This window comes from Phreatobacter sp. (assembly GCF_022843985.1).
GTDB lineage: Bacteria > Pseudomonadota > Alphaproteobacteria > Rhizobiales > Phreatobacteraceae > Phreatobacter.
Map to the genome: position 1 here is coordinate 54,204 of NZ_JALHMP010000009.1, position 22,319 is coordinate 76,522.

14 protein-coding genes are annotated in these 22,319 nt (G+C 68.8%); 6 read left to right on the top strand and 8 right to left on the bottom strand.

Translation table 11 applies throughout. The features are described 5' to 3' along the window. Position 1: 1 nt before the first annotated feature. Positions 2-808 (bottom strand): glucose-1-phosphate cytidylyltransferase, encoded by an 807-nt coding sequence (gene rfbF / locus Q0C57_RS08290; protein WP_296574818.1) that lies wholly within the window; start codon positions 806-808, stop codon positions 2-4. Positions 809-888: 80 nt separating this feature from the next. Further along, the gene (locus Q0C57_RS08295; RefSeq protein ID WP_296574820.1) at positions 889-1,251 is read right to left on the bottom strand and encodes a flagellar biosynthesis repressor FlbT; all 363 of its coding nucleotides are present in this window, start codon (positions 1,249-1,251) and stop codon (positions 889-891) included. Positions 1,252-1,497: 246 nt separating this feature from the next. On the opposite strand from Q0C57_RS08295, the gene Q0C57_RS08300 reads away from it, so the two are divergent. The 3 genes from Q0C57_RS08300 (at position 1,498) to Q0C57_RS08310 (ending at position 6,573) form a co-directional block, all read left to right on the top strand. After that, a complete protein-coding gene (locus Q0C57_RS08300) occupies positions 1,498-2,601 on the top strand; it encodes a flagellin (protein ID WP_296574825.1) in 1,104 nt (367 codons plus the stop codon). 361 nt (positions 2,602-2,962) lie between these two features. After that, complete coding sequence (locus tag Q0C57_RS08305) at positions 2,963-4,066, top strand: flagellin (RefSeq protein ID WP_296574827.1); 1,104 nt, start codon at positions 2,963-2,965, stop codon at positions 4,064-4,066. A 155-nt stretch (positions 4,067-4,221) separates the two neighbouring features. Further along, a complete protein-coding gene (locus Q0C57_RS08310) occupies positions 4,222-6,573 on the top strand; it encodes a hypothetical protein (RefSeq protein ID WP_296574830.1) in 2,352 nt (783 codons plus the stop codon). On the opposite strand, the gene Q0C57_RS08315 is transcribed toward Q0C57_RS08310, so the two are convergent. The 4 genes from Q0C57_RS08315 to Q0C57_RS08330 all read right to left on the bottom strand — a co-directional run bounded on the left by Q0C57_RS08315 (position 6,556) and on the right by Q0C57_RS08330 (position 12,641). Next, positions 6,556-9,918, bottom strand: a complete 3,363-nt coding sequence (locus Q0C57_RS08315; protein WP_296574833.1) for an error-prone DNA polymerase — start codon at positions 9,916-9,918, stop codon at positions 6,556-6,558. The genes Q0C57_RS08310 and Q0C57_RS08315 overlap by 18 nt on opposite strands. Positions 9,919-9,926: 8 nt before the next feature. Beyond that, positions 9,927-11,492 (bottom strand): DNA polymerase Y family protein, encoded by a 1,566-nt coding sequence (locus tag Q0C57_RS08320; RefSeq protein ID WP_366937816.1) that lies wholly within the window; start codon positions 11,490-11,492, stop codon positions 9,927-9,929. Next, positions 11,377-12,174, bottom strand: coding sequence for a hypothetical protein (locus Q0C57_RS08325; RefSeq protein ID WP_296574836.1), 798 nt, complete (start codon positions 12,172-12,174; stop codon positions 11,377-11,379). The genes Q0C57_RS08320 and Q0C57_RS08325 overlap by 116 nt, the downstream gene beginning before the upstream one ends. Positions 12,175-12,371: 197 nt before the next feature. Further along, a complete protein-coding gene (locus Q0C57_RS08330; protein WP_296574839.1) occupies positions 12,372-12,641 on the bottom strand; it encodes an usg protein in 270 nt (89 codons plus the stop codon). A 258-nt stretch (positions 12,642-12,899) separates the two neighbouring features. On the opposite strand from Q0C57_RS08330, the gene groES reads away from it, so the two are divergent. The 3 genes from groES to Q0C57_RS08345 all read left to right on the top strand — a co-directional run bounded on the left by groES (position 12,900) and on the right by Q0C57_RS08345 (position 15,925). After that, positions 12,900-13,214 (top strand): co-chaperone GroES, encoded by a 315-nt coding sequence (gene groES / locus Q0C57_RS08335; RefSeq protein ID WP_296574842.1) that lies wholly within the window; start codon positions 12,900-12,902, stop codon positions 13,212-13,214. A gap of 56 nt (positions 13,215-13,270) precedes the next feature. Further along, positions 13,271-14,899, top strand: a complete 1,629-nt coding sequence (gene groL / locus Q0C57_RS08340; RefSeq protein WP_296574845.1) for a chaperonin GroEL — start codon at positions 13,271-13,273, stop codon at positions 14,897-14,899. 357 nt (positions 14,900-15,256) lie between these two features. Beyond that, entirely contained in the window at positions 15,257-15,925 is a 669-nt protein-coding gene (locus Q0C57_RS08345; RefSeq protein WP_296574848.1) for a hypothetical protein, read from the top strand. 31 nt (positions 15,926-15,956) lie between these two features. On the opposite strand, the gene Q0C57_RS08350 is transcribed toward Q0C57_RS08345, so the two are convergent. Together Q0C57_RS08350 and Q0C57_RS08355 are read right to left on the bottom strand one after the other, a co-directional pair. Next, positions 15,957-20,264, bottom strand: a complete 4,308-nt coding sequence (locus Q0C57_RS08350; protein ID WP_296574851.1) for a translocation/assembly module TamB domain-containing protein — start codon at positions 20,262-20,264, stop codon at positions 15,957-15,959. Next, positions 20,264-22,231 carry a BamA/TamA family outer membrane protein gene (locus Q0C57_RS08355; RefSeq protein WP_296574853.1) on the bottom strand — a complete coding sequence of 656 codons (1,968 nt, stop codon included), beginning with the start codon at positions 22,229-22,231 and terminating at the stop codon, positions 20,264-20,266. The genes Q0C57_RS08350 and Q0C57_RS08355 overlap by 1 nt, the downstream gene beginning before the upstream one ends. Between the last annotated feature and the right edge of the window lie 88 nt (positions 22,232-22,319).

Below are 22,319 nucleotides of genomic sequence, written 5' to 3' on the forward strand. Positions count from 1 at the left end.
CTCACGCCGCCGCAACCGCTCGGACCGGCTCGTCGGTCCAGGTTTTCCAGGGCGCCTTGCCGCTGTCCCACAGGCCTTGCAGCAGCCTGAGTTCGCGCAGCGTGTCGACGCATTGCCAGAACCCCTCGTGACGATAGGCGCCGAGCTTTCCTTCACGGGCGAGACGCTCGTAGAGCGCGACCTCCAGCGACCCCTCGTCGCCATCCAGCGCGAGATAATCGAAGACGCCCGGCTCGAAGACGGCGAAGCCGCCGTTGATCCAGCCCTCGCCGATCTGCGGCTTCTCGACGAAGCCGGCGACATCATCCCCCTCGAAGCGCAGGCCGCCGAAGCGGGCCGGGGGATGAACGGCGGTGATGGTGGCGAGATGGCCCTGGGCGCGATGCTGGTCGATGACCGCCTGCATCGGCACGTCGCAGACGCCGTCGCCATAGGTCACCAGGAAGGGCGCGCCCTCGAGATGCGGCTTCAGGCGCAGGATGCGGCCACCCGTATTGGTATCGAGGCCGGTATTGACGATGCGCACGCGCCAATTGTCGAAGGCCGGTCCGGAGCGGGTGACACGGCCGCGGCGGGTGTCGACGGTCAGGTCGCCCGCCATGCGCACCTCGTCGAGGAAGAAGCGCTTGATGACATCGGCCTTGTAGCCGCCGGCGATGATGAAATCGTCGAAACCCTGCGCCGCGTAATGGCGCATGATGTGCCAGAGGATGGGGCGGCCGCCGACATCGACCATCGGCTTCGGCTTCACGTCGGTCTCTTCCGAGATCCGCGTGCCGCGCCCGCCGGCGAGAATCACAACCCGCATTGCCTGCCCCTAAACCATATGGCCCGGAGGATGGGCGGACATGGTAAATGACTGGTAAATGCAGTGGGTCGTCGTGGCCCTCAGGGCTGAGCGGGGGCGCTGTCGGCGGCGGCGAGCGCGAGGGCCATCAGCGCCTGCTCACGCTCCACCAGCAGCCGGGCATGGTCGAGGGCGAGAGCAAAATCCTCCTCCAGCAGCGCGAACTGCATGCCGAGGACGAGTGGCCGGGCGCTCGGCATGGCTTCGAGGATCAGGGCGATCCGTGCGGCGAGATCGGCATGGCTGATAGCGTCGAAGCCCTTGAGCAGGATCTCCTGCACCAGAAAGGCGATGCTCTTGCCGATCGTGTCGACCTCCTCGATCCGCAGCAGCAGGCCCAGTTCGCGGGCGGCCGGAGCATCGGGAAGGGCGCGGGCCACGGGGAGGCCGGACAAGTCGGACATGAATCACCTGAAGTCTCGCCAGAGCACTGTCAGTAAATTGTCAAGATTAACAAATCATAAACAAAATAGAATTCGCGTTATGTTTACCATTAATTCCGGCTCATCAATTCTCCCGGAAGAAAAAAGTCTTTTTTAATTGGCGTAATGGACAGTCACCGTGCCTTCGAGAATTGAAGGGCCTCCCAGAAAGCGGAGGCGTCATCGTCCACCCCTCAGAAGCAGGGGTCCCTAGGAAAGGGTTCTACCATGTCTGACATCACCATTTCGCGCGGCGTTCGTTCCAACCTCCTCGCGCTGCAGAACATCGCCGCCGGCCGAGAGACCATCCAGGGCCGCCTCGCCTCGGGCAAGAAGGTCAATTCGGCCCTCGACAACCCCACGAACTTCTTCACCGCCGCCTCGCTGAACTCACGTTCGAACGACCTCGGTGCGCTGCTGGACGGCATGTCCAACGGCATCAAGACCCTGGAAGCCGCCGACAACGGCCTGAAGTCGATCACCAAGACGGTCGAGTCGCTGCAGTCCACCATCCGCCAGGCGCGTCAGGACAAGTCCTGGCAGGGTGAGAGCTACGCCTTCACCGCGACCGCCGGCACCGGTAACATCGTCTTCACCGGCGGCGCCGTCGGCACCACCGCCGTCACGGTGGCGGTCACGGCCAATGCCTCGGTCGACGACGTCGTCGCCGCGATCAACGGCAACTCGTCGCTGACGTCCAAGGTTCGCGCCTCGAACGACAACGGCAAGCTGCGCGTCGAGAATCTGTCGACCGCCACCCTGACCGTCACCGACACGGCCGTCGCCACCACCGGCACCGGCGGCACGATCGGCGGCAACACGGTTCGCGCCGACCTGGTCAAGCAGTTCAACGATCTGCGCCAGCAGCTCGACCGGACCGCGGAAGACGCCTCCTTCAACGGCATCAACCTGCTGCGCGGCGACTCCCTCGCCATCACCTTCAACGAGACCGGTTCGTCGTCGCTGAACATCCAGTCCAAGGGCGGCCAGGCGATCAACTCGACCAACCTCGGCATCGACACGCAGGCGACCTCGGTGGCCGACACCGACGTCGGACTGGATGCGATCCTCGGTAAGCTGTCTACGGCTCTCGGTTCGCTGCGGTCGCAGTCCTCGTCCTTCGGTTCGAACCTCTCGGTGGTGCAGAACCGTCAGGACTTCTCCAAGTCGATGATCAACACGCTGCGCGGTGGTGCGGACAACCTCACCCTCGCCGACCAGAACGAGGAAGGCGCCAACCTGCTCGCGCTCAATACCCGCGCCCAGCTCGCCACCTCGGCCCTGTCCTTCGCCTCGCAGGGCGACCAGCAGGTCCTCCAGTTCCTCCGCTGATCGTCCAGCATCTCCACGCTCCAGAAGGGCGGCCTCAGGGCCGCCCTTTTTCGTTTGAGGCGCGGCACGCGTCCTGGCCACTTTTCCTGCTTCGCGTGTCACGGGCGGCCTCCTGGCCGCCTTTTTCGTCCGCTGTGCGCCTTTCGGCGCCGACACCCGTGGCGCGGGAACAGGGCAAGGTTTGGTCAAGGATAACGGGGGGTGTCGAGACATGGTAAAAAACTTCTGCCGCGTATGCATTTTGTTAACGATGTTGGTGCAACGTGATCCCGTCTTCGAGAACTGAAGGCCCTCCCAGGATGTGGAGGTTGCGTATCGACCACCCCTCAGAATAAGGGGTCCCTAGGAGAGGGCAGTATCCATGTCTGACATCACCATTTCGCGCGGCGTTCGCTCGAACCTTCTCGCGCTCCAGAACATTTCGTCCCTGCGCGAAACCATCCAGGGGCGCCTCGCTTCGGGCAAGAAGGTCAATTCTGCCCTCGACAATCCCACGAACTTCTTCACCGCTTCTGCGCTCAATGCCCGCGGCAACGACCTCGGCGCGCTGCTGGACTCCATGTCCAACGGCATCAAGACCCTGGAAGCCGCCGACAACGGCCTGAAGTCGATCACCAAGACGGTCGAGTCGCTGCAGTCCGCCATCCGCCAGGCGCGTCAGGACAAATCCTACAAGGGTGAGAGCTACGCCTTCACCGCGACCGCCGGCACCGGTAACATCGTCTTCACCGGCGGCGCCGTCGGCACCACTGCGGTCACGGTGGCGGTCACGGCCAATGCCTCGGTCGATGACGTCGTCGCCGCGATCAACGGCAACTCGTCGCTGACGTCCAAGGTTCGCGCCTCGAACGACAACGGCAAGCTGCGCGTCGAGAACCTTTCGACCGCCACCCTGACCGTCACCGACACGGCCGTCGCCACCACCGGCACCGGCGGCACGATCGGCGGCAACACGGTTCGCGCCGACCTGATCACGCAGTTCAACGACCTTCGCCAGCAGCTCGACCGCACGGCGGAAGACGCCTCCTTCAACGGCATCAACCTGCTGCGTGGCGACGCGCTCGCCATCACCTTCAACGAGACGGGATCGTCCTCGATCACCGTCCAGTCGAAGGGCGGCCAGTCGATCAACTCGACCAATCTCGGCATCGACGTGCAGGCCGCCTCGGTGGCCGACTCCGACGTCGGACTGGATGCGATCCTCGGTAAGCTGTCTTCGGCTCTCGGTTCGCTACGGTCGCAGTCCTCGGCCTTCGGTTCGAACCTCTCGGTGGTGCAGAACCGCCAGGACTTCACCAAGTCGATGATCAACACGCTGCGCGGCGGTGCGGACAACCTCACCCTCGCCGACCAGAACGAGGAAGGTGCCAACCTGCTCGCGCTCAACACCCGCGCCCAGCTCGCCACCTCGGCCCTGTCCTTCGCCTCGCAGGGCGACCAGCAGGTCCTCCAGTTCCTCCGCTGATCGTCCAGCATCTCCACGCTTCGAAAGGGCGGCCTCCGGGCCGCCCTTTCTCGTTTCAGGCGCGGCGTTAGAGCCGCATTAACCATCTTCGCGAAGAGTGCGGAATCGGTGGGTCCGCTGCGCGCGGCCCGCAGCGCCCGTCTGTGGAGATCGTGATGGCCAGAGCCCTCGAATGGAGCCGTCCCCTCGACGAGCGGACAACCGGTCATGCGGTCGACTATGCAACGCGGTCGGCCGAGGCGGCGCTGACCCGCGGCGAAGCCTCGATCGCGGTGCGCATCGCCCGGCAGCTCGGGCTCGCCCAGCCCGGGATCGCCGCCCACCGTGAACTCCTCGACAGGGCACTCGCGGTGCTGGACCAGGCGTCCGATTTCATCGCCCGCCACAGCGGCAGCAGCGATCCGGACACAGTGGAGGCGGTGGCAGCGGCGCATCTCGCCCGCGGCGACCTGATGACCGCCAGCCAGCTCTGGCTGTCCCTGGCGAAGGGTGATTCCAGCCGGGCCGACGCCTTTCTCAGCTTCGCCTGGTGCATGGCCCGTGCTGGCAACAACGAAAGCGCCGAAGCGATTGTCACCCATCTGTCGCGTCTGACCAGCCATCCGAAGATCGATGCGGTCAGCATGATGATCGCCATGGCACGGGGTGATTTCGACGGGGCCCTTCTGCAGGCGCAGAAGGCACTCGCCGGCGATCCGGGGGCCCATGTCTGGCTGCCGCTGGGCCCGGTCTTCCACAGCACGGGGGTGGCGAACGAGGCCTCATTCGCTCTCGGCATGCGGCTCGAGGATCTCAGCGCCGTCCTGCACCTCTACGAGGTCGGCCAGAATGTCCAGGCTGGCCGGAACCGCGAGGCCATCGCCGGGGCCGATGTCGCGCTGGCCCTCATCCCCGACGACCGCTGGGCCTCGATGTTCAAGATCATGGCGCTGATGGCCTGCGAGGACAAACTGGGCGCCGCGCAGGCCCAGGCCTCGCTTGCCGCCGCCACCGGCGCCAGGCTGGATGTGCTGACGCGGCTGATCGACCTCCTGTTCGACGCCAGTGCGCACCAGCAGGTCGTCGATCTCGGCCGCATCGTGCGCGAGCGCCTGCCCGAACACAGCGCCCTCCTGTCCACGATTGCCCATGCGGCGTCGCACGTGGTGGAGATGGATCTCGCCGACGAAATTCTCTGCTCACTGGAGCCGCTGGCGGAGACGATCGTCAAGGCCGGGCTCTCCCCCTTCATGGTTCTGGCCATGACCGACGAACCGGCAATCCAGCGGATCGCCTCCGAACGGCGCGGGCGAACCCTGCCTGGACCGACCGAGCCGCTGGACGTGCCGCTGCCGCTCCCGCCGGCGCCGGGAGAGCGGCTGCGGATCGGCTATTTTTCCAATGATTTCCATAATCACGCGACGCTGAAGCTGCTGACCGAAGCGCTGGAATGCACCGACCGCCATCGCTTCGAGGTCATTGCCTATTCCTACGACGCCCATGCGGAGGATGCCGAGCGCGTCCGCCTGAAGGCGGCCGTGGACCGCTTTGAGGACGTGACGATGCTCACGGAAACCGAGACGGCCAGACTGATCCGCCGGGACGGCATCCACGTCCTCGTCGATCTCAAGGGCTATACGGGAGGATCGCGGCTCAGCCTGCTGAAATACCGCGCGGCACCGATCCAGGTGAACTGGCTCGGCTATCCCGGCACCTATGGCCTGGCCGAGGCCGACTATATCATCGCCGATCCCTTCATCATCCCGACCGAAGCCGAAGCCGGCTATTCGGAAGCGGTGGCCCGGCTGCCGGACTGCTACCAGCCCAACCGGCGCAGCCGGGAGGTCGTCGCAGCCCCCACCCGCGAGATGGTGGGCCTGCCGGAGACGGGCTTCGTCTTCGCCTCGTTCAACCATGTCTACAAGGTGGGCGGCACGCTCTTCGCCGCCTGGATGGAGATCCTGAAAGGCGTGCCCGGGTCGGTACTCTGGCTCCTGTCGAAGGACCCGGCGATCGGCGAGCGCCTCCGCGCGCGCGCGGAGGCTCATGGCGTCGACCCGTCTCGGCTGGTCTTCGGGCCGGTAATGGACAACGAGTATCACCTGGCGCGGTATAATCTGGTCGATCTCGCCCTCGACACCTATCCGGTCGGCTCGCATACGACGGCGAGCGATGCCCTGTGGATGGGCGCGCCGCTTCTGGCCCTGTCCGGGAGAAGCTTCGTCTCGCGCGTCTCGGGGAGCATCCTCCGGGCGGCCGGCATGGAGCAGCTCATCGCCACCAGCTTCGACGAGTACAAGGCCAAGGCCATCGCCATCGGCAACGATCGCGGCACGGCGCAGGCCCTGCGCGAGACGCTGCTGCGGACCCGCCAGAGCGTGCCGCTCTTCGATCCCGACCGCTTCTCTGCCCATCTCGGCCTCGCCTATGAGGGCATGGTCGAGATCTGGCGCCGCGGCGAGGCACCGCACAGCTTCGACGTGCCGGCGATCGACGCCGTGGCGGCACGGTCAGTGGAAGTCGCGTGACTTCGGCAGGATCCTGACATCGCGCGGGTGGCGGCCGCCTCCACGCGGATATTGCGGCCGTGAGACCTCGTCGGCGCGGGCAAGGCTGTCGCGCATCGGGTCGTCCGACAGGTGCTGCAGATCGGCCGTGCGGTCGATGATGTCCTCCGCCATGAGGTGGACGACGCCCTCGGGGCTCCGCTGGATCAGGCCCGCGACCATGAGCAGCCGCGCGCCCATGATGGCGCGGCGGAAGCGCTCCATATGGCGGGCCCAGAGCACCACATTGGTGATGCCGGTCTCGTCCTCCAGGGTGATGAAGATGGCGGTGCCCTTGCCCGGCCGCTGGCGCACCAGGACGACGCCGGCCACGCGGGCCCGCGCGCCGTTGGCGGCGGCGGCGAGCTCCGCGCAGGTCGAGATGCCCTCGGCGGTGAGGCGCTCGCGTAGGAAGGACAGCGGGTGGGCCTTCAGCGACAGCCGCGCCGTCTGGTAGTCGGCAACGACATGTTCCGACAGGGGCATGGCGGGGAGGTTCGCATCGACCTCCGCGCCGAGTTCCTTCGCATCCGCCGCGGCGAAAAGCGGTAGCGGATCGTCGTCCGGCAGGCGCCGCACCGCCCACAGCGCCTCTCGCCGATCGAGGCCGATGGAGCGAAAGGCGTCGGCATCGGCGAGGATGTGGAGCGCCCGTGCCGGCAGGGCGCAGCGGCGGGCGAGGTCCTCGACATCGGCGAAGGGGCGCGTGCGCGCCGCGACCAGCCTTTCGGCCCAGGCCTCGTGAAAGCCGTCGAGCTGGCGGAAGCCGAGGCGCAGGGCGTGGCCGTCCCGGCCGCGTGCGAGGCTGTTGTCCCAGAGGCTCGCATTGACGTCGACGGCGCGGACCTCGACGCCGTGCTCGCGCGCGTCGCGGACGATCTGGGCCGGCGCATAGAAGCCCATGGGCTGGGCGTTGAGGAGGGCGCAGGCGAAGATCGCGGGGTGGTGGCATTTGATCCAGGAGGAGATGTAGACGAGCTTGGCGAAGGAGGCGGCGTGGCTTTCGGGGAAGCCATAGCTGCCGAAGCCCTTGATCTGGTCGAAGCAGCGCTGGGCGAAGGCTGGATCGTAGCCGCGCGCCACCATGCGGCCGGTCATCAGCGTCTCGAACCGGCCGATCGTGCCGACATTGCGGAAGGTCGCCATGGCGCGGCGCAGGCCGTTGGCCTCGTCTGCGGTGAATTTCGCCGCCACCATGGCGAGGCGCATGGCCTGTTCCTGGAACAGCGGCACGCCGCAGGTCTTGTTCAGCACCTGGTAGAGCTCGTCCGGCTCCCCGTGCCCGGGAGCCGGCGAGGGATAGACGACGGGTTCCAAGCCGGCCCGCCGCTTCAGATAGGGATGCACCATGTCGCCCTCGATGGGCCCCGGCCGGACGATGGCGACCTGGATGACGAGGTCGTAGAGATTGCGGGGTTTGAGGCGCGGCAGCATGTTGATCTGCGCCCGGCTCTCCACCTGGAAGACGCCGATGGAATCGCCGCGGCAGAGCATGTCGTAGACGGCGGGGTCGTCGGGCGGCACGTTGAAGAGGTCGAGGTCCGGCCCGCCGGTGGCGCGCAGCAGGCCAAAGGCCTTGCGGATGCAGGTCAGCATGCCCAGCGCGAGGACATCGACCTTCATCAGGCCGAGCGCGTCGATGTCGTCCTTGTCCCATTCGATGAAGGTGCGGTCGGCCATGGCGGCATTGCCGATGGGAACCGTCTCGTCGAGCCGCGCGCCGGTCAGCACGAAGCCGCCGACATGCTGGGAGAGGTGACGCGGAAAGCCGATGAGGCGTTCGGCGAGGCCGACGGCGCGGCGGATGAGGGGGTTGACCGGGTCGAGCCCGGCCTCGCGGACATAATGGTCGCCGATGGCGGTGCCCCATGAGCCCCAGACCATGCCGGCGAGGCGGCCGGTGACGTCCTCGGTGAGGCCGAGGGCCTTGCCGACCTCGCGGATGGCGCTGCGCGGCCGATAGCTGATGACGGTGGCGGCGATGCCGGCACGCTCGCGGCCGTAGCGGGCATAGATGTGCTGGATGACCTCCTCGCGGCGCTCGTGCTCGAAATCGACGTCGATGTCCGGCGGCTCGCGCCGTTCGGATGAGATGAAGCGGGCGAAGAGCAGGTCGTGGTCGTTGGGGTCCACCGCGGTGATGCCGAGCACGTAGCAGACGGCGGAATTGGCGGCCGAGCCGCGGCCCTGGCAGAGGATGCCCTTGTCCTCGGCGACGCGGACGATGTCGACGATGGTGAGGAAGTAGCGGGCATAGTCGAGGCTGGCGATGAGGGTGAGCTCTTCGGCGAGGAGCTTCTCGACCTTCGCCGGCACCGCGCCGCCATAGCGGTGTGCGGCGCGTTCCCAGGTGATCTTTTCCAGCCAGCCCTGCGGCGTCCAGCCGGGCGGCACCGGCTCCTCCGGATATTCGTATTTCAGCTCGGCCAGCGAGAAGTCCATGCGGGACAGCAGGTGCTGCGTCTCCACGATGGCCTCGGGGCAGTCGCGGAAGAGCCGCGCCATCTCGTGCCCCGGTTTCAGGTGGCGCTCGGCATTAGCCGCCAGCCGGAAACCCGCCTCCTCGATGCTGACGCCCTCGCAGATGCAGGTCAGTACGTCCTGCAGGTCGCGCTGGACGGGGTCGTGGTAGAGCACGTCGTTGACGGCGATCAGCGGCACGCCCGCCGCCTCGCCGAGGCTCCGCAGGCGGAACAGGCGGCGGCGGTCCTCGCCGTTGCGGCCCATGGTGGCGCCGAGCCAGAGCTGGCCGGGCGCAGCTCCTGCGAGCGCGCCCAGCGGCGCCCCGAGACCCGCTTCGTCCTCGCCCGGCATCAGGATGAGCAGGAGATCGCGGGTGTCGGCGAGGAGATCGTCGAGGGTGAGCCGGCACTCGCCCTTGCCGCCGCGCAGGTTGCCGGTGGTGAGGAGCCGGCAGAGCCGCCCCCAGCCCTGCCTGTTGGCCGGATAGGCGATGACCTCGGGCGCGCCGTCGCAGAAGACGAAGCGGGTGCCGACGGCGAGCCGGAAGCGCTCCGCCGCCGCCTTGAAGGCCTCCGGCGTGAAGCCGAGGGCGCCGGCTTGGGGCATGTCGACCCAGACGAACTCGCCGGGGGAGGAGCCCTCCTTGACCTTGTCCGGAGGGATGAGGCCGTCGGTCCGGATCTCCTTCAGGAAGGCATGGGCACGCACGACGCCGGCCACCGTGTTGCGGTCGGCGATGCCGATTCCGGAATGGCCAAGGGCAAGGGCCGTCAACACCAGGTCGCGGGCGTGGGAGGCGCCGCGCAGGAAGGAGAAATTCGAGTGGGTGGCGAGCTCGGCATAGGCCGGTTCATGAGAGGCCATGGGCTGCCTCACGCGAAGAGCCCGTGGACGAACCAGCGCGGCGCGGTGGTCTCGGCGCCGTAGAGGCCCTGGCGGAAGACCCAGAAGCGGCGGCCCTCGCGGTCCTCGAGGCAGTAATAGTCGCGCGTCAGGGCGCTCTCGCCGTCGCGCCACCATTCGGTGGCGATGCGCTCGGGGCCTTCGGCCCGGGCGATCTGGTGGGTGGTGCGGCGCCAGTGGAAGGTTGCTGGCGGCCCGTCCGGCACCTCGGCGAGGGTCTCGATGGGCTGGGGCGGGTCGAAGAGCTGGAGCGGCCGGGTGAGGGGGCGGGCGACGCGCATGGCCGGCCAGGCCAGCGTGGCGCCGACGGCGATGGCGGGGCGCATCGCCTCGGCCCGTTCGGGAATGTGGGAGTGGCGGTCGACGAGGCGCACGACGCTGTCGCGGCCGAACCGGGCGACCAGCCGGTCGATGAGGGCGAGGGTCTCGCGGTCGGCCTCACCACGGCCGTCGAGCCGCGCCTGGCGCTGGACCTGCGCTTCCGTGCGCAGGACGGCGAGGCGGATGAGATCGAAGCCGAAGCCGGGATCGGAGGGGTCGTCGATGAGGTGCATCTTCTCGGCGAAGAGGCGGATGAGGGCCGCCCCGTCCCGCGTCGCCTCGCCGGTCTCCACCGCGATGCGACGGACGATGCCGTCGGTGCGGAAGAAGCTCGCCTCGAAGAGCCGCCCGCCCTCGCCGCGCTCCTCCAGCGTCGTGGCCGCCGTGCCGAGGATAAGGCCAAGTGTGCCGAGGAGGTCCTCGCGCCGGCCCACCGGCTCGGCGAAACGGCGTTCGACCATGCAGGCCGCCACCGCCCGACGCGGCGTCAGGCGGGTATCCTCGCGGCCGGTGACCCGGCGCAGCCGCGTCGCCAGCAGCGCTCCGAAACGCGCGACGAGAATATCGAGGGGCCGCTCCGCGACGGCGCCGACGGTCTTCAGCCCGGCGCGGGTCAGCGCCAGGGCGATGGCGGGGTCGATGCCGAGCGCCGCGACGGGCAGGGGGGCGACCGCTGCAGCCTCGCCGCCCGGCGGCACGCGCTCGCAGGTGGCGTAGCGGGCGAGGGCGGAGGCCGCTTCCGGTGTGCCGGCGATGGTGGCGCGCGCCGTCAGACCGGCGCCGGCGAGGCGCCGCAGGAGATCGCTGCGCAGCGCCGCCTCGCCGCCGAAGAGATGGGCGCAGCCGGTGATATCGAGGACGAATCCCTCCGGCAGTTCCAGCGCCACGAGCGGCGTGTAGCGGTCGGCGGCGTCGGCGAGGCGTTCGAGGAAACGGCGGTCGGCGTCGCGGTCGTGCCCGATCGCCACCAGGGCGGGGATGCAGGCGCGGGCGTCGGCGAGCTTCTGCCCCGGGGCGAGGCCGAGGGCGCGCGCCTTCGCGTCGACGGCGGTGACGAGCAGGGCACCGCCGACCTTCTCGGTGAGAACGAGCGGGGCCTCATCCGGCGCGCCGGAGGGGCAGGGCGGGCGCTTGCGGCGCAGCCGCTCCGTCGCCAGGAAGGGCATCCAGACGGCGAGGTAGCGCCGCCCGCTCGCGGAAACGGCGGTGTTCACGGTCCCACTCCATGGGCCAGTCGCGTTGCGGAATGCCCGCCCGGTGGCGCAGCAGGGTGACGAGAAAGGCGGGCAGGCCGGGCAGGCCGCCCTCGCCCGCCTCCGAGACCAAGGCCCGCACCTGCCAGCGCGACTGGGCGGCGGAGGGGGCGGGCACGCCGGCGGTGCGGGTGGCGACGAGGGTGACGCCGCTCGCGGCGGCGGCCAGCGACAGGCGCCGGCTCGCGGTGAGGTCGAGGGCTCTCGGCATGCCCCAGATCTCGGCGAGGACGACGCCGACGGCACCACAACGGACCGCATCATGGGTCGCCTTCAGCACCGCCTCCGCATCCCGCGCCCGGACGAGGACGAGGCGGCCGGGATCGAGACCGAGGGCGGCAATGCCGTGGCCGTAGGGACGGCCGAATTCCTGGTCGAGCATGCGCTGGCGGATCCAGACCACGGGCGCGGAGGGGGCTGCCCGCAGCGCCAGGCCGAGGGCGAAGCCGGTGGCGGAAGGGCCATGGGCCGGGCTCGCGGCGAAGATCTCGTGCAGGGCCGCGCGGGCGAGCCCGCCGCCGAGCAGGGCGTCGAGCCCCGGCGGCCCGAGGGAGACATGCGGCGACGCAGAAGGCATGGCCCCCCGCTCCAGACGCGCAAGGGTACCCTTCAGCGCCGCAAGGGTATCGCGGTGCACGGTCATGAGTGTTCCTGTTTCGTTCTATAAAAGAGAGACTCTCCGGGAGAGAGTCAAGGGACCATCCTCAACCGTGAGGCGAGAGAGGCGGCGGCCGGGCGGTGCCATCCGGCCGGCCCTGAGAGGACGAGGGAAAAACGAGGCAGACCATCCGGGCCTTGCGTGCAAAGCCCGACGGTGCGGCGTCCTGGACGCCGTCGTCCTTAGTGCAGGCGGAATTCAGCGCCCACCGCACGCATCTCGGTGGGGCCGATGAGATCCTTGTGCGCCACCGTCACCCGGTAGAGCTTGCCGTCCAGCCTGGCCTGCCAGAAGGCGAGGAAGCGCTTGAGTTCAGGAAAACGGGGGGCGAGGTCATAGGCCTGCCAGACATATTCCTGGAGGATGGCCGGGTGGTCGGGCAGGCGGTAGAGAATGCCTGCCGTGGTCAATCCATAGCCCTCGATCTGGCGGGCGAAATCGGCCGATGCCATGCGTGAACCTCCTTTGCCGGACGCGAATCCCATCGCAGCGCAACATCAGCGCCCTGGCAAGATGTAAGTTCTATTTCTCTATTGAAATCATATTGTTAGCACTCGTCTGAAAAAAGTGCTGACAGGGGCTTGCGGGCGAAAATGACCTTTCCTACCTCATCGCCCGGACGGGATGCCGGAGGCGCTGCGCGACATGTACGCCGGTCCTCGCATCGGGTCCCGGCCCTTCATTACGATGATCAAGATCTGGAGGAACTCATGAAGTTTCGGCCACTGCATGACCGCGTCGTCGTCCGGCGCATCGACGCCGAGGAGAAGACCCGCGGCGGCATCATCATTCCCGACACCGCCAAGGAGAAGCCGCAGGAGGGCGAGGTGGTCGCCGTCGGCCCTGGCGGCCGCAACGAGCGCGGCGAACGCGTGCCGCTCGACGTGAAGGCGGGCGACACCGTCCTCTTCGGCAAGTGGTCAGGCACCGAAGTGAAGATCGACGGTGTCGACTACCTGATCATGAAGGAGAGCGACATCATGGGCATCGTCGAGGTGTCGGCGAGCCTGAAGAAGGCTGCCTGACGGGCCTGTCCACGTTTGAACAACCCTCAACGTCTCAATTGAAGGAGTGAGGAACCATGGCTGCGAAAGACGTGAAGTTTTCGCAGGACGCGCGCGAGAAGATGATCCGCGGCGTCGACATCCTGGCCAATGCCGTCAAGGTGACCCTCGGCCCGAAGGGTCGCAACGTGGTCATCGAGAAGAGCTTCGGCGCGCCGCGCATCACCAAGGACGGCGTCACCGTCGCCAAGGAGATCGAGCTTGCCGACAAGTTCGAGAACATGGGCGCCCAGATGGTGCGCGAAGTGGCCTCGAAGCAGAACGACGCGGCCGGTGACGGCACGACCACCGCCACGGTGCTCGCCCAGGCCATCGTGCGCGAGGGCGCCAAGTCGGTGGCCGCCGGCATGAACCCGATGGACCTGAAGCGCGGCATCGATCTCGCCGTCGAGACCGTCACGAAGGAACTGGAGAAGAACTCCCGCAAGGTGACCAAGTCCGACGAGGTCGCCCAGGTCGGCACCATCTCCGCCAACGGCGACGCGTCCATCGGCCGGATGATCGCCGAGGCCATGCAGAAGGTCGGGAACGAGGGCGTCATCACGGTGGAGGAGGCCAAGAGCCTCGAGACCGAGCTCGACGTGGTCGAAGGCATGCAGTTCGACCGCGGCTACCTGTCGCCCTATTTCGTCACCAATACCGACAAGATGGTGGCCGAGCTTGAGGATCCCTATGTCCTCATCCACGAGAAGAAGCTGACCGGTCTGCAGGCCATGCTGCCGGTGCTGGAAGCCGTGGTGCAGACGGGCAAGCCGCTGCTGATCGTTGCCGAGGACGTGGAGGGCGAGGCGCTCGCCACCCTCGTCGTCAACAAGCTGCGCGGCGGCCTGAAGATCGCCGCGGTGAAGGCGCCGGGCTTCGGCGACCGCCGCAAGGCCATGCTGGAGGACATCGCGATCCTCACCGGCGGCACGGCGATCTCGGACGATCTCGGCATCAAGCTGGAGAACGTCACGCTCAACATGCTGGGCCGGGCCAAGAAGGTCCGCATCGAGAAGGAGGCCACGACCATCGTCGACGGCGCCGGCTCGAAGACGGAAATCGACGCCCGTGTCGCGCAGATCAAGGCGCAGATCGAGGAGACGACCTCGGACTACGACCGCGAGAAGCTGCAGGAGCGTCTGGCCAAGCTCGCCGGCGGCGTAGCGGTGATCCGTGTCGGTGGGGCCACCGAGGTCGAGGTCAAGGAGAAGAAGGACCGCGTCGACGACGCGCTCAATGCCACTCGCGCGGCAGTCCTGGAGGGCATCCTGCCGGGCGGCGGCGTCGCCCTGCTGCGTGCCGCCAAGGCGCTTGAGGGCCTCAAGGGCGCCAATGACGACCAGCGTACCGGCGTGGACATCGTCCGCAAGGCGCTTGAGGCACCCATCCGCCAGATCGCCGAGAATGCCGGCGTCGAAGGTTCGATCGTCGTCGGCAAGGTCGCCGAGAAGGCAGACTATGCCCATGGCTACGATGCCCAGGGCGACGCCTATGGCGACATGTTCAAGCTCGGCATCATCGATCCGACCAAGGTCGTGCGCACGGCGATCCAGGACGCGGCCTCGGTGGCCGGCCTCCTGATCACCACCGAGGCCATGGTCGCCGAGAAGCCGAAGAAGGACGCGCCGGTTCCCGCCATGCCGGGCGGCGGCATGGACTTCTGAGACCGGTCATCGCCGCCCCGTTTCCCATGCCGGGGCGGTCCGGTGCGCGCCGGCCGCAGGGCCAAGTGAGCCAGTCCGAAGACCGGAGACGGGCGTCGCGGACTTCCGCGGCGCCCGTTCGACTATCCACATGAATCACGGCGACATGCGCAAAATGCCGCATCCTCACTTTTGTCTCAGTCTTGTAACTTCTCTATCTTAGGAAGTGGTATGGGGATATCGTCTCCCCGTCGCTTCCGGCCTCGCCGTGTCCGCGCCGCGACAGCCTCATCTCTGGCCGGTACGGAGCCGTCGACAGTGAATGACAGCCACGACGTTGCCACGCGCCCGCCGGCCCGCTCTCATGCCGAGCCGAAGGTGCCAGAAGTCGCTCCACCGGCACTGCGATGGGTTCGCATCTGCGCCATTCTTTCGGCCTATGCGCTCATCATCGTCTTGGGCCATTTCGCCGGCCGCTGGCTGCAGCAATATCTCGGTTTCGACGCGTCGAACTTCCAGGACACGACCGCCCAGACGGTGCTGGTCCTCGGTCTCATCCTGTTCATCGTGATGCTGGCGCTGCCTTTCGTCCCCGGCATCGAGGTCAGCCTGGCGCTCTTTGCCATCTTCGGGTCGGCGGTCGCGCTGCCGATCTATTTCGCGACGATCGCAGCCTTCGTCCTGTCCTATGCGGCGGGTCGTTTCGTGCCCCTCGCGAGCCTGTCGCGGTTTTTCGATTATATCGGACTGACTCCCGCCAGTGCCCTCGTCCACCGGCTGGGGGCCATGTCACCGACCGAACGCGTCACGGCGCTCGTGGAAACCGCGCCGAACAAGCTCGCGCGCCTGCTCGTCAACCATCGCGACCTCGCGCTCATCGCCGCGCTGAACATGCCGGGCAATGCGCTGATCGGCGGCGGCGGGGGCATTTCCCTGGTCGCCGGCATGAGCGGCATGTTCCGGCCCGACCGCTTTCTGGTCGCCGTCGCCATCGCCGCGCTTCCGATTCCCCTGATCATGGTCGTCGCCGGGCATCTTCTGAAGTGAACGATGCCTCCGGTCGGCACCCTGCGGTGCCTTAATATTCGATCTCGGCCCCGATGCCGGCGGCGGCGCGTCCGTCGGCTCCGATCTCGGTCTGGATGCGGATGCGGCGGGTCAGGTCGATATCGACGCCCACCGTGCTGTTCTCCGGCCTTGCACCGGTGCGCACGCCAATGCGGACCCGCTCGTTGATCGCCCGGGAGACACCGACGGCCGGACCTGAGGCGCCGGTGGTGACGTCAAGATTGTCGACGCCGAGGGCCCGGCGTGTCGCCTCAAAGGCGTCCGAGCCGCGGCTTCCCGACAGAATGGCGACCGCCTGGGCAAGCTGGATCGCCTGGAAGGGCGAGAGGCCGGCGGCGGCGCGCTGGAACAGGAGGCGGGAGAGCACCTCGTCCTGCGGCAGGCTCGGCGTTGAGCTCAGGGTGAATTCCGGTTCCGTCGCCCGACCGGTAATGCCGATCGAGGCAGTGATGTCGGTGGCGCGCGTCTCGGCGACGAAATCGAGATCGGGGATCAGGTCGCCGCCGCCGAATGTCAGGCGACCCCTGGTGAAGTCCAGCCGCTGGGTGAGCAGTGACAGGCGTCCGCGCCGCATCTCGAAGGCGCCGTTGGCGCTGACATCGCGGGTGGTGCCGGCAAGGCGCAACTGACCGCCGAGTTCGGCGTCAATGCCGCGGCCGCGGACGAAGACCCGGCCGGGCGCGTCGAGGACCACGTCGAGCGTGGCATTGAACGGGGCGGTGCCGCGGCGCGTTGCGGCCTTGCGCTGGCGGGCGATCTGGGCGAGGCGCGCCCGGGTCTGTGGCGGCGCTCCCACATGGCGGGCGTCGCGCAGCGGCTCCGACGTCGAGGGCAGGCGATCGGGAACCCGGACCTCGATGGTGGCGACATCGATGCAGCCGGCGAGGCGCGGGGCCGTTGCCAGCGGGCCGGTGACGGCGAGGGCGAGGCTCGCAGTCAATTGCACAACGTCGCTGGAAATGAGTTCCGCATTGCGGGCGGCGATGCGCAGGTCGGCGGGAAAGCCGCGCAACGGGTCGGCATCGATGCGGCCGGAGACCTGGACCGTGCCGCCGTTCTTGGCGCGGCCGGTCAGGCGCTCGACCACCATCTCCGTCCCGCGTCCGGTCAGGCGGCCCTCGACGACGGTGAAGGCAATGCCGTTGAGGGGATCGGAGAAGGACCCGCCGGACAGCGTCGCGCTGCCCTGAATGTCGGGACGACCGGCGGTGCCGCGCAGCGCCCCGTCGATGGCGAGCCGGCCGGTGACGCGCTGGCCGGACCCGGCGATCTGGGCATTGGCGAGGGCGGCGTCGAGCGTGCCGCGGACGGTAACGTCAAGGGCGCCTGCTGGCGTCAGCGGTAAGGAGCCGGCGAGAGAGATGGCGATGGTGCGTCCGCCGGTGATGCGGGCGTCCAGGCTGGCGCGCTCGCCCCGGGCTTCGCCGCGGGCGGTGAGGTCGAGACCCGGGAGCCCCGCGTCGCGGGTCGCGGGAGCGCTGAAGCCACGCACGGTGGCCTCGAAGGGGCCGCGGGGCGCCGCAGCGGGGCCGCGCAGGGTCGCACTGGCATCCAGAGTGCCGCGAAGACCGGTACCAGGCATCAGGATATCAACGGCAGCGAGGGGGACGCGCCGGGCCGCCACCGTGGCGTCAACATCCGTACCAAAGGCACCTGACATCTCGATCTCGCCACCCTGCAGGGCGACGACGAGGCGTTCGGTGCGCACCTGTGCTCCCTCGAAGGTGAGTGTTGCCGGCCGGACGAGAGCAATGCGCGCGCCCTGGCGCGTGGCGGTGAAGGAGGCGAGGTCGAGCCGGTTCGGCGTGCCCGGCACCAGCCGTCCGGCACTGGCGAGGGCGAAGCCGCGGGCGCGGGCGGCGAGGCTGAGGGCGGTCGCCTCGGGCGAGCCTTCGGCCTTCAGGGCGATGCGCTCGACGGTCTCGCCGCCGGCAACGAGGCGGTCCAACGTGGCCTCGCCGTCGAGGCGCGGGCGGCCGAACAGGTCTTCGGCGCGCAGATCAGCGCGCAGGATATTGAGGCTGGCGGCGCCGAAGGCGAGGCGCTGGCCGTCGCCCGTGACGCTGATCGACTGCCGGCCGCCGCTCGCATCGGCGGTGACCGTGACGCGCAGGCTGCCCGCCAGGCGGGTCAGGACCAGAGGCGAAATGTCGTCGAGATTACCCGCCGTGACCGCGAGGCGGCCGGCGACGAGCCGGTCCTCGCCCAGCCGGCCCTGGCCCAGCCGGCCCTGGCCATCGGCCGAAACCGACCCGAGCCGCGCGTTCAGCCGGTCGAGGACCCAGGCGCTGCCCACCTCGCGGGCCAGGAGGTCGACGGTCAGCGGCTTGCCATCGACATCGCCGCCGGCGGTGACAGCGAAGGAGGGAGCCGAGCCGAGCCTGCGGGCGTCGACCACCAGCGTGAGATCGTGGACCGGCCGATTCATGGCGCGCAGGCTGGGGGCGGTGAGGGTCAGCGCCACGGAGGGATCGACCATGTCACCGGTGACGCGGGCATCGGCCCGGGCGGCTCCGGCGAGCTGGCGGTCGACCTGCGACAGATCGGGAAGGGTGAGCGCCGCGTGCAGGGCGATGCGCCCGTCGCCCAGCGTGCCGTCAAGGCCGGCGGTGACATGGCGGCCGGCGAGCGACACGCCCTCCAGGGTCATCACCTCGCGGCGGCGGATGATAGTGCCCGCGAGCGTCGCCTCGCGGCCGACGAGACGGTCGGCGAGAGGATCGCCGAGGGCGAGGCCGGTGGCGCGGCCGTTGAGCAGGGCGCGGGTCAGGCCCGCGGAGGGATCGCCGGAGAGGGTTGCGGCGACATAGCCCTGGCCGGCGAGCGGCCGGCCGGCGAGGCGTGAGAAGGCGGCGAGCCTGAGGATGTCGGCCTGGATCTGGCCGTCAAGAACCTTCGCGCCGGTGCGTCCGGTGAAGGCCAGCCGGACATGGGGCGAGGTGACGGTGAAGGCGGAGACCTCGGTGACGGCCTCCTCGTCGACGATGGCGCGCAGGGTGAGGACGGCGCGGTTGCCGATCGCCTCTGAGATGCCGCGGTCGGGGAGGACGAGGCCGTCGGCCTCGCCGTCCATGATGATGCGGTAGCGGGGCGAGCCTGGGCTCTCCGGTTCGGCGGAGAGCATGGCGGCGAGGCTGGCGACGGAGGCCGTCGGGCTTTCGAGACCCTTGAGGTCGAGCTTGCCCTCGACGCGCGGGGCGTTGAGGGCGCCCATGGCGGTGGCGTCGAAGACGAGGCGGTCGATGCGGGCGCCGCCGCGGGCGGTGGCGCCCTCGGTGTTGGGCAGGGCGCGGGCGCGGGCGGTGACGTTGAGCTCGTTGCGGGCGGTGAGGTACCCCTGCGCCGTCAGTTCCGCCAGTTGCGAGGCGAGGCGGAAAGTCTCGATCGCGTAGCCGCCGTCGTCGCCAAAGACGATGCGGCCCTGCAGCTTGGTGTCGCCGGCGAAGACGGCCGAGACGGCCGGCGGCAACAGGCTCTCGATCCGGGCGTCGAGAGTGAGCCCGAGGCGGCGGATCTGGTCGTCGCGGGTCACGACGGCGTCGCCGCGGGCGTTGATGTCAGGGCCGGCGTCAAAGGCGACGCGGCCGCGCCAGTCGTCGAGGTGCCCGGCGCCGGTGACGTCGAGTTTGACCGGCGGCAGGCCCGGCAGATTGGCAAGGCGGGCGGCGATGCCTCCTGCCGGCTCGTCATGCTGCAGGGAAAGGTCAAGCTGCTGGCTGGCGGGGACGTAGGTGAGCTTCAGGGCGGCGACGCCCCGGGCGTCGAGGCGGCGGACCTCAAGGACAGCATTGAGCCCTTCGGCGGGCGGGCCGAGAGAGGCGTTGCCCGATGCAGTGAAGTGGGCGGCGACGCCAAGCACAGGCTCGCCGAGGCGGAACTCGCGGACCGTGAACCTGCTGATCTCGACCTTTAGCGGCAATTCCGGCAGCAGCGACCCGTCGGCTGCCGGCTGTGCGTTGGGGTCCGCGACCGGCCGCCGCAGAAGCTCCACCGTGCCGATCTCGAGGTTCTGGACCTCCAGGCGCCGCGACAGCAGCGCCACCCGCCGCCAGACGAGGCGGATCGTATCGATCTTCAGATAGACGCCCTGGCCGTCGGCGATGGTGACATCGCGGATCATGGCGTCCGAGGACAGCGGTCCCTCCACGGCGCCGATGGCGACGGTCGACCCCGGTGAGGACAGGGTGCGAGAGATGAAGCCGGCGAGCACCCCCTGGTCTTCCTGGGCGTGCGGACGGCCGGCGGTCAGCATGACAGCAGCCACGGCCAGGAGAAGGAGGATTGTGAGGCCGGCGAGTGTGCGGGCGCGTGTCAGCATCAGAAGGCCTGTCCGATGCTGACATAGAAGGCATAGGGCCTCTCGCCGCGGCGGCGGGCGAGCGGCACGGCAACGTCGAAGCGGATCGGGCCGACCGCGGTGTAGTAGCGCAGTCCGAGGCCGGCGGCGTAGCGCAGCGGGGCCGAGCCGTCGGGGAAGGCGCCGGCATAGGCCTGGCCCATATCAAAGAAAGGCACGATGCCGAGCGTGTCAGTCAGCTTCACCCGCGCCTCCACCGACGCCTCGAACAGGCTCATGCCGCCGATCACGGTGCCGGCCGGGTTGCGGGGACCGAGGCTCTTGTGTTCGAAACCGCGCACCGACCCGCCGCCGCCGGCATAGAAGCGCCGGGAGGCGGGAATGGCACCGAGCGTGCCGCCCATGATCGAGCCGAAGGCGACGCGGCCGGCCAGGATGGTGCGGGCGGCCTCGTCGATCGCGTAATAGACCGACGCCTGAACGCGGCTGATGACGAAGGCATCGGGCGCATCGCCGAAACCGAGATAGGGCGTCACCGAGGCCGTGACTCGCATGCCGCGGGTCGGGTCCAGCGGCCGGTCGGTGCTGTCGTAGGAGGCTGCGACCGGCAGGCCGAGCAGGCCATAGTCGAAGCGGCCGAGCACGTCGGTGGAGCGGCCGATCTCGCCCTCGACGCCGAAGCGTATATTGAAGCTGTCGGTGAAGCGCCGGCGGATCGCCGCCGTCCCGTTGATGAGGTTGGTCGTGTAGAGCTCGGTCAGCTCGCGCTGGATGAAACCGTCGACCAGAAGGTCGTTGCGCGTGCCCCAGAGCGCCGGTTTGAGGAAAGAGGCCGACAGGCGGCCGCCGATATCGTCGGTGTTGAAGCCCGGCCGGTTGGAGCCACCGGGCCAGTTCTGCGGGCCGGTAAAATAGAACAGGTCGCCGTCGATGCGCAGGCGCTCGGCGCCGCCGAACAGGTTGCGATGCGCCCAGTAGGCCTTGAGCGCCGGTCCGTCGACGGTGGAATAGCGCAAGGAGCCGCCGATGACGCGCAGCGGGCGCTCGGTCACCTCGACGTCGACGGGCAGGCCGCCCCGGGGATCCAGCGCCGTGCCCTCGCGCACGCGCACGCCCCCGAGGGCCTCGATCCGCGCCACCGAACGGCGGATATCGGCCATGGCCCGGCGCGAATAGGGATCGCCGCTTTCGGCATAGATGAAGGAGCGGATAACGGCGGGATCGACCTGTTTCGTCCCGGAAACGCCGATGCCGCCGATCCCGGCGCGGGCGCCGGGATCCACGACCAGGGTCAGATCGACCGTCCGGCTGGGGTGGTCGATGACCGGTACCCGGCGGCCGACCTTGACGAAGGGATGGCTACGGTCGCGGAAATGGTCCGACAGGGCGGCGGCGGCCTGCAGCACATCGGTGGTACGGGCGGGATCGCCGGGGCCGACGGTGACGACCCGCGGCGGCAGGACGGCCGGGTCGAAGGGCAGGTCGGAGCGCTGGTCGAGCACGGCGACGCGGCCGAAACGGTAGAGCGGCCCCGGCTCGACCATGATGGCGACGGGTACGAGGGCGCGGCCGCGCAGACTGTCGATGGTGGCGCGCACCGGGCCCGCTGCCGGCCGGTCGAGGGTGATGGCCTGGCCGCCGACGACGATGGAGACCTTCGCCGCGTAATGGCCCGCGCCCCATAGGGCATCGACGATGCGCGGCAGATCCGCCTCGGCCCGGCGCACCAGTTCGTCGCCGTTCTGAGGCGCCTCCTGGCGCAGGCGGTAGAGGATCGAGACGTCGCGGATCGCGGTCAGCAACGCGGCATCGCCGCCGAGCCCCTCGACCTTGAGCTCGTAGGCCACCGCCGTCGCGGAGATGGCGGGTTTGTCCTCGCCGAAAAGACCGAAGGGGTTGAAGGCATGGGCGGGGAAGGATCCCGCCGCAAGGAGGGAGCCGACGAGGAGACCGAAACCGATATGGGAGCTTCTGGCTCCGTCAGCCACCATTTCCGACCTTTCGGACGCGATACACAACGAAAATCCGGAATTGAAGAAAGCGCGGTCATTGCCGGCATCGCGAAGCGCCGATGTT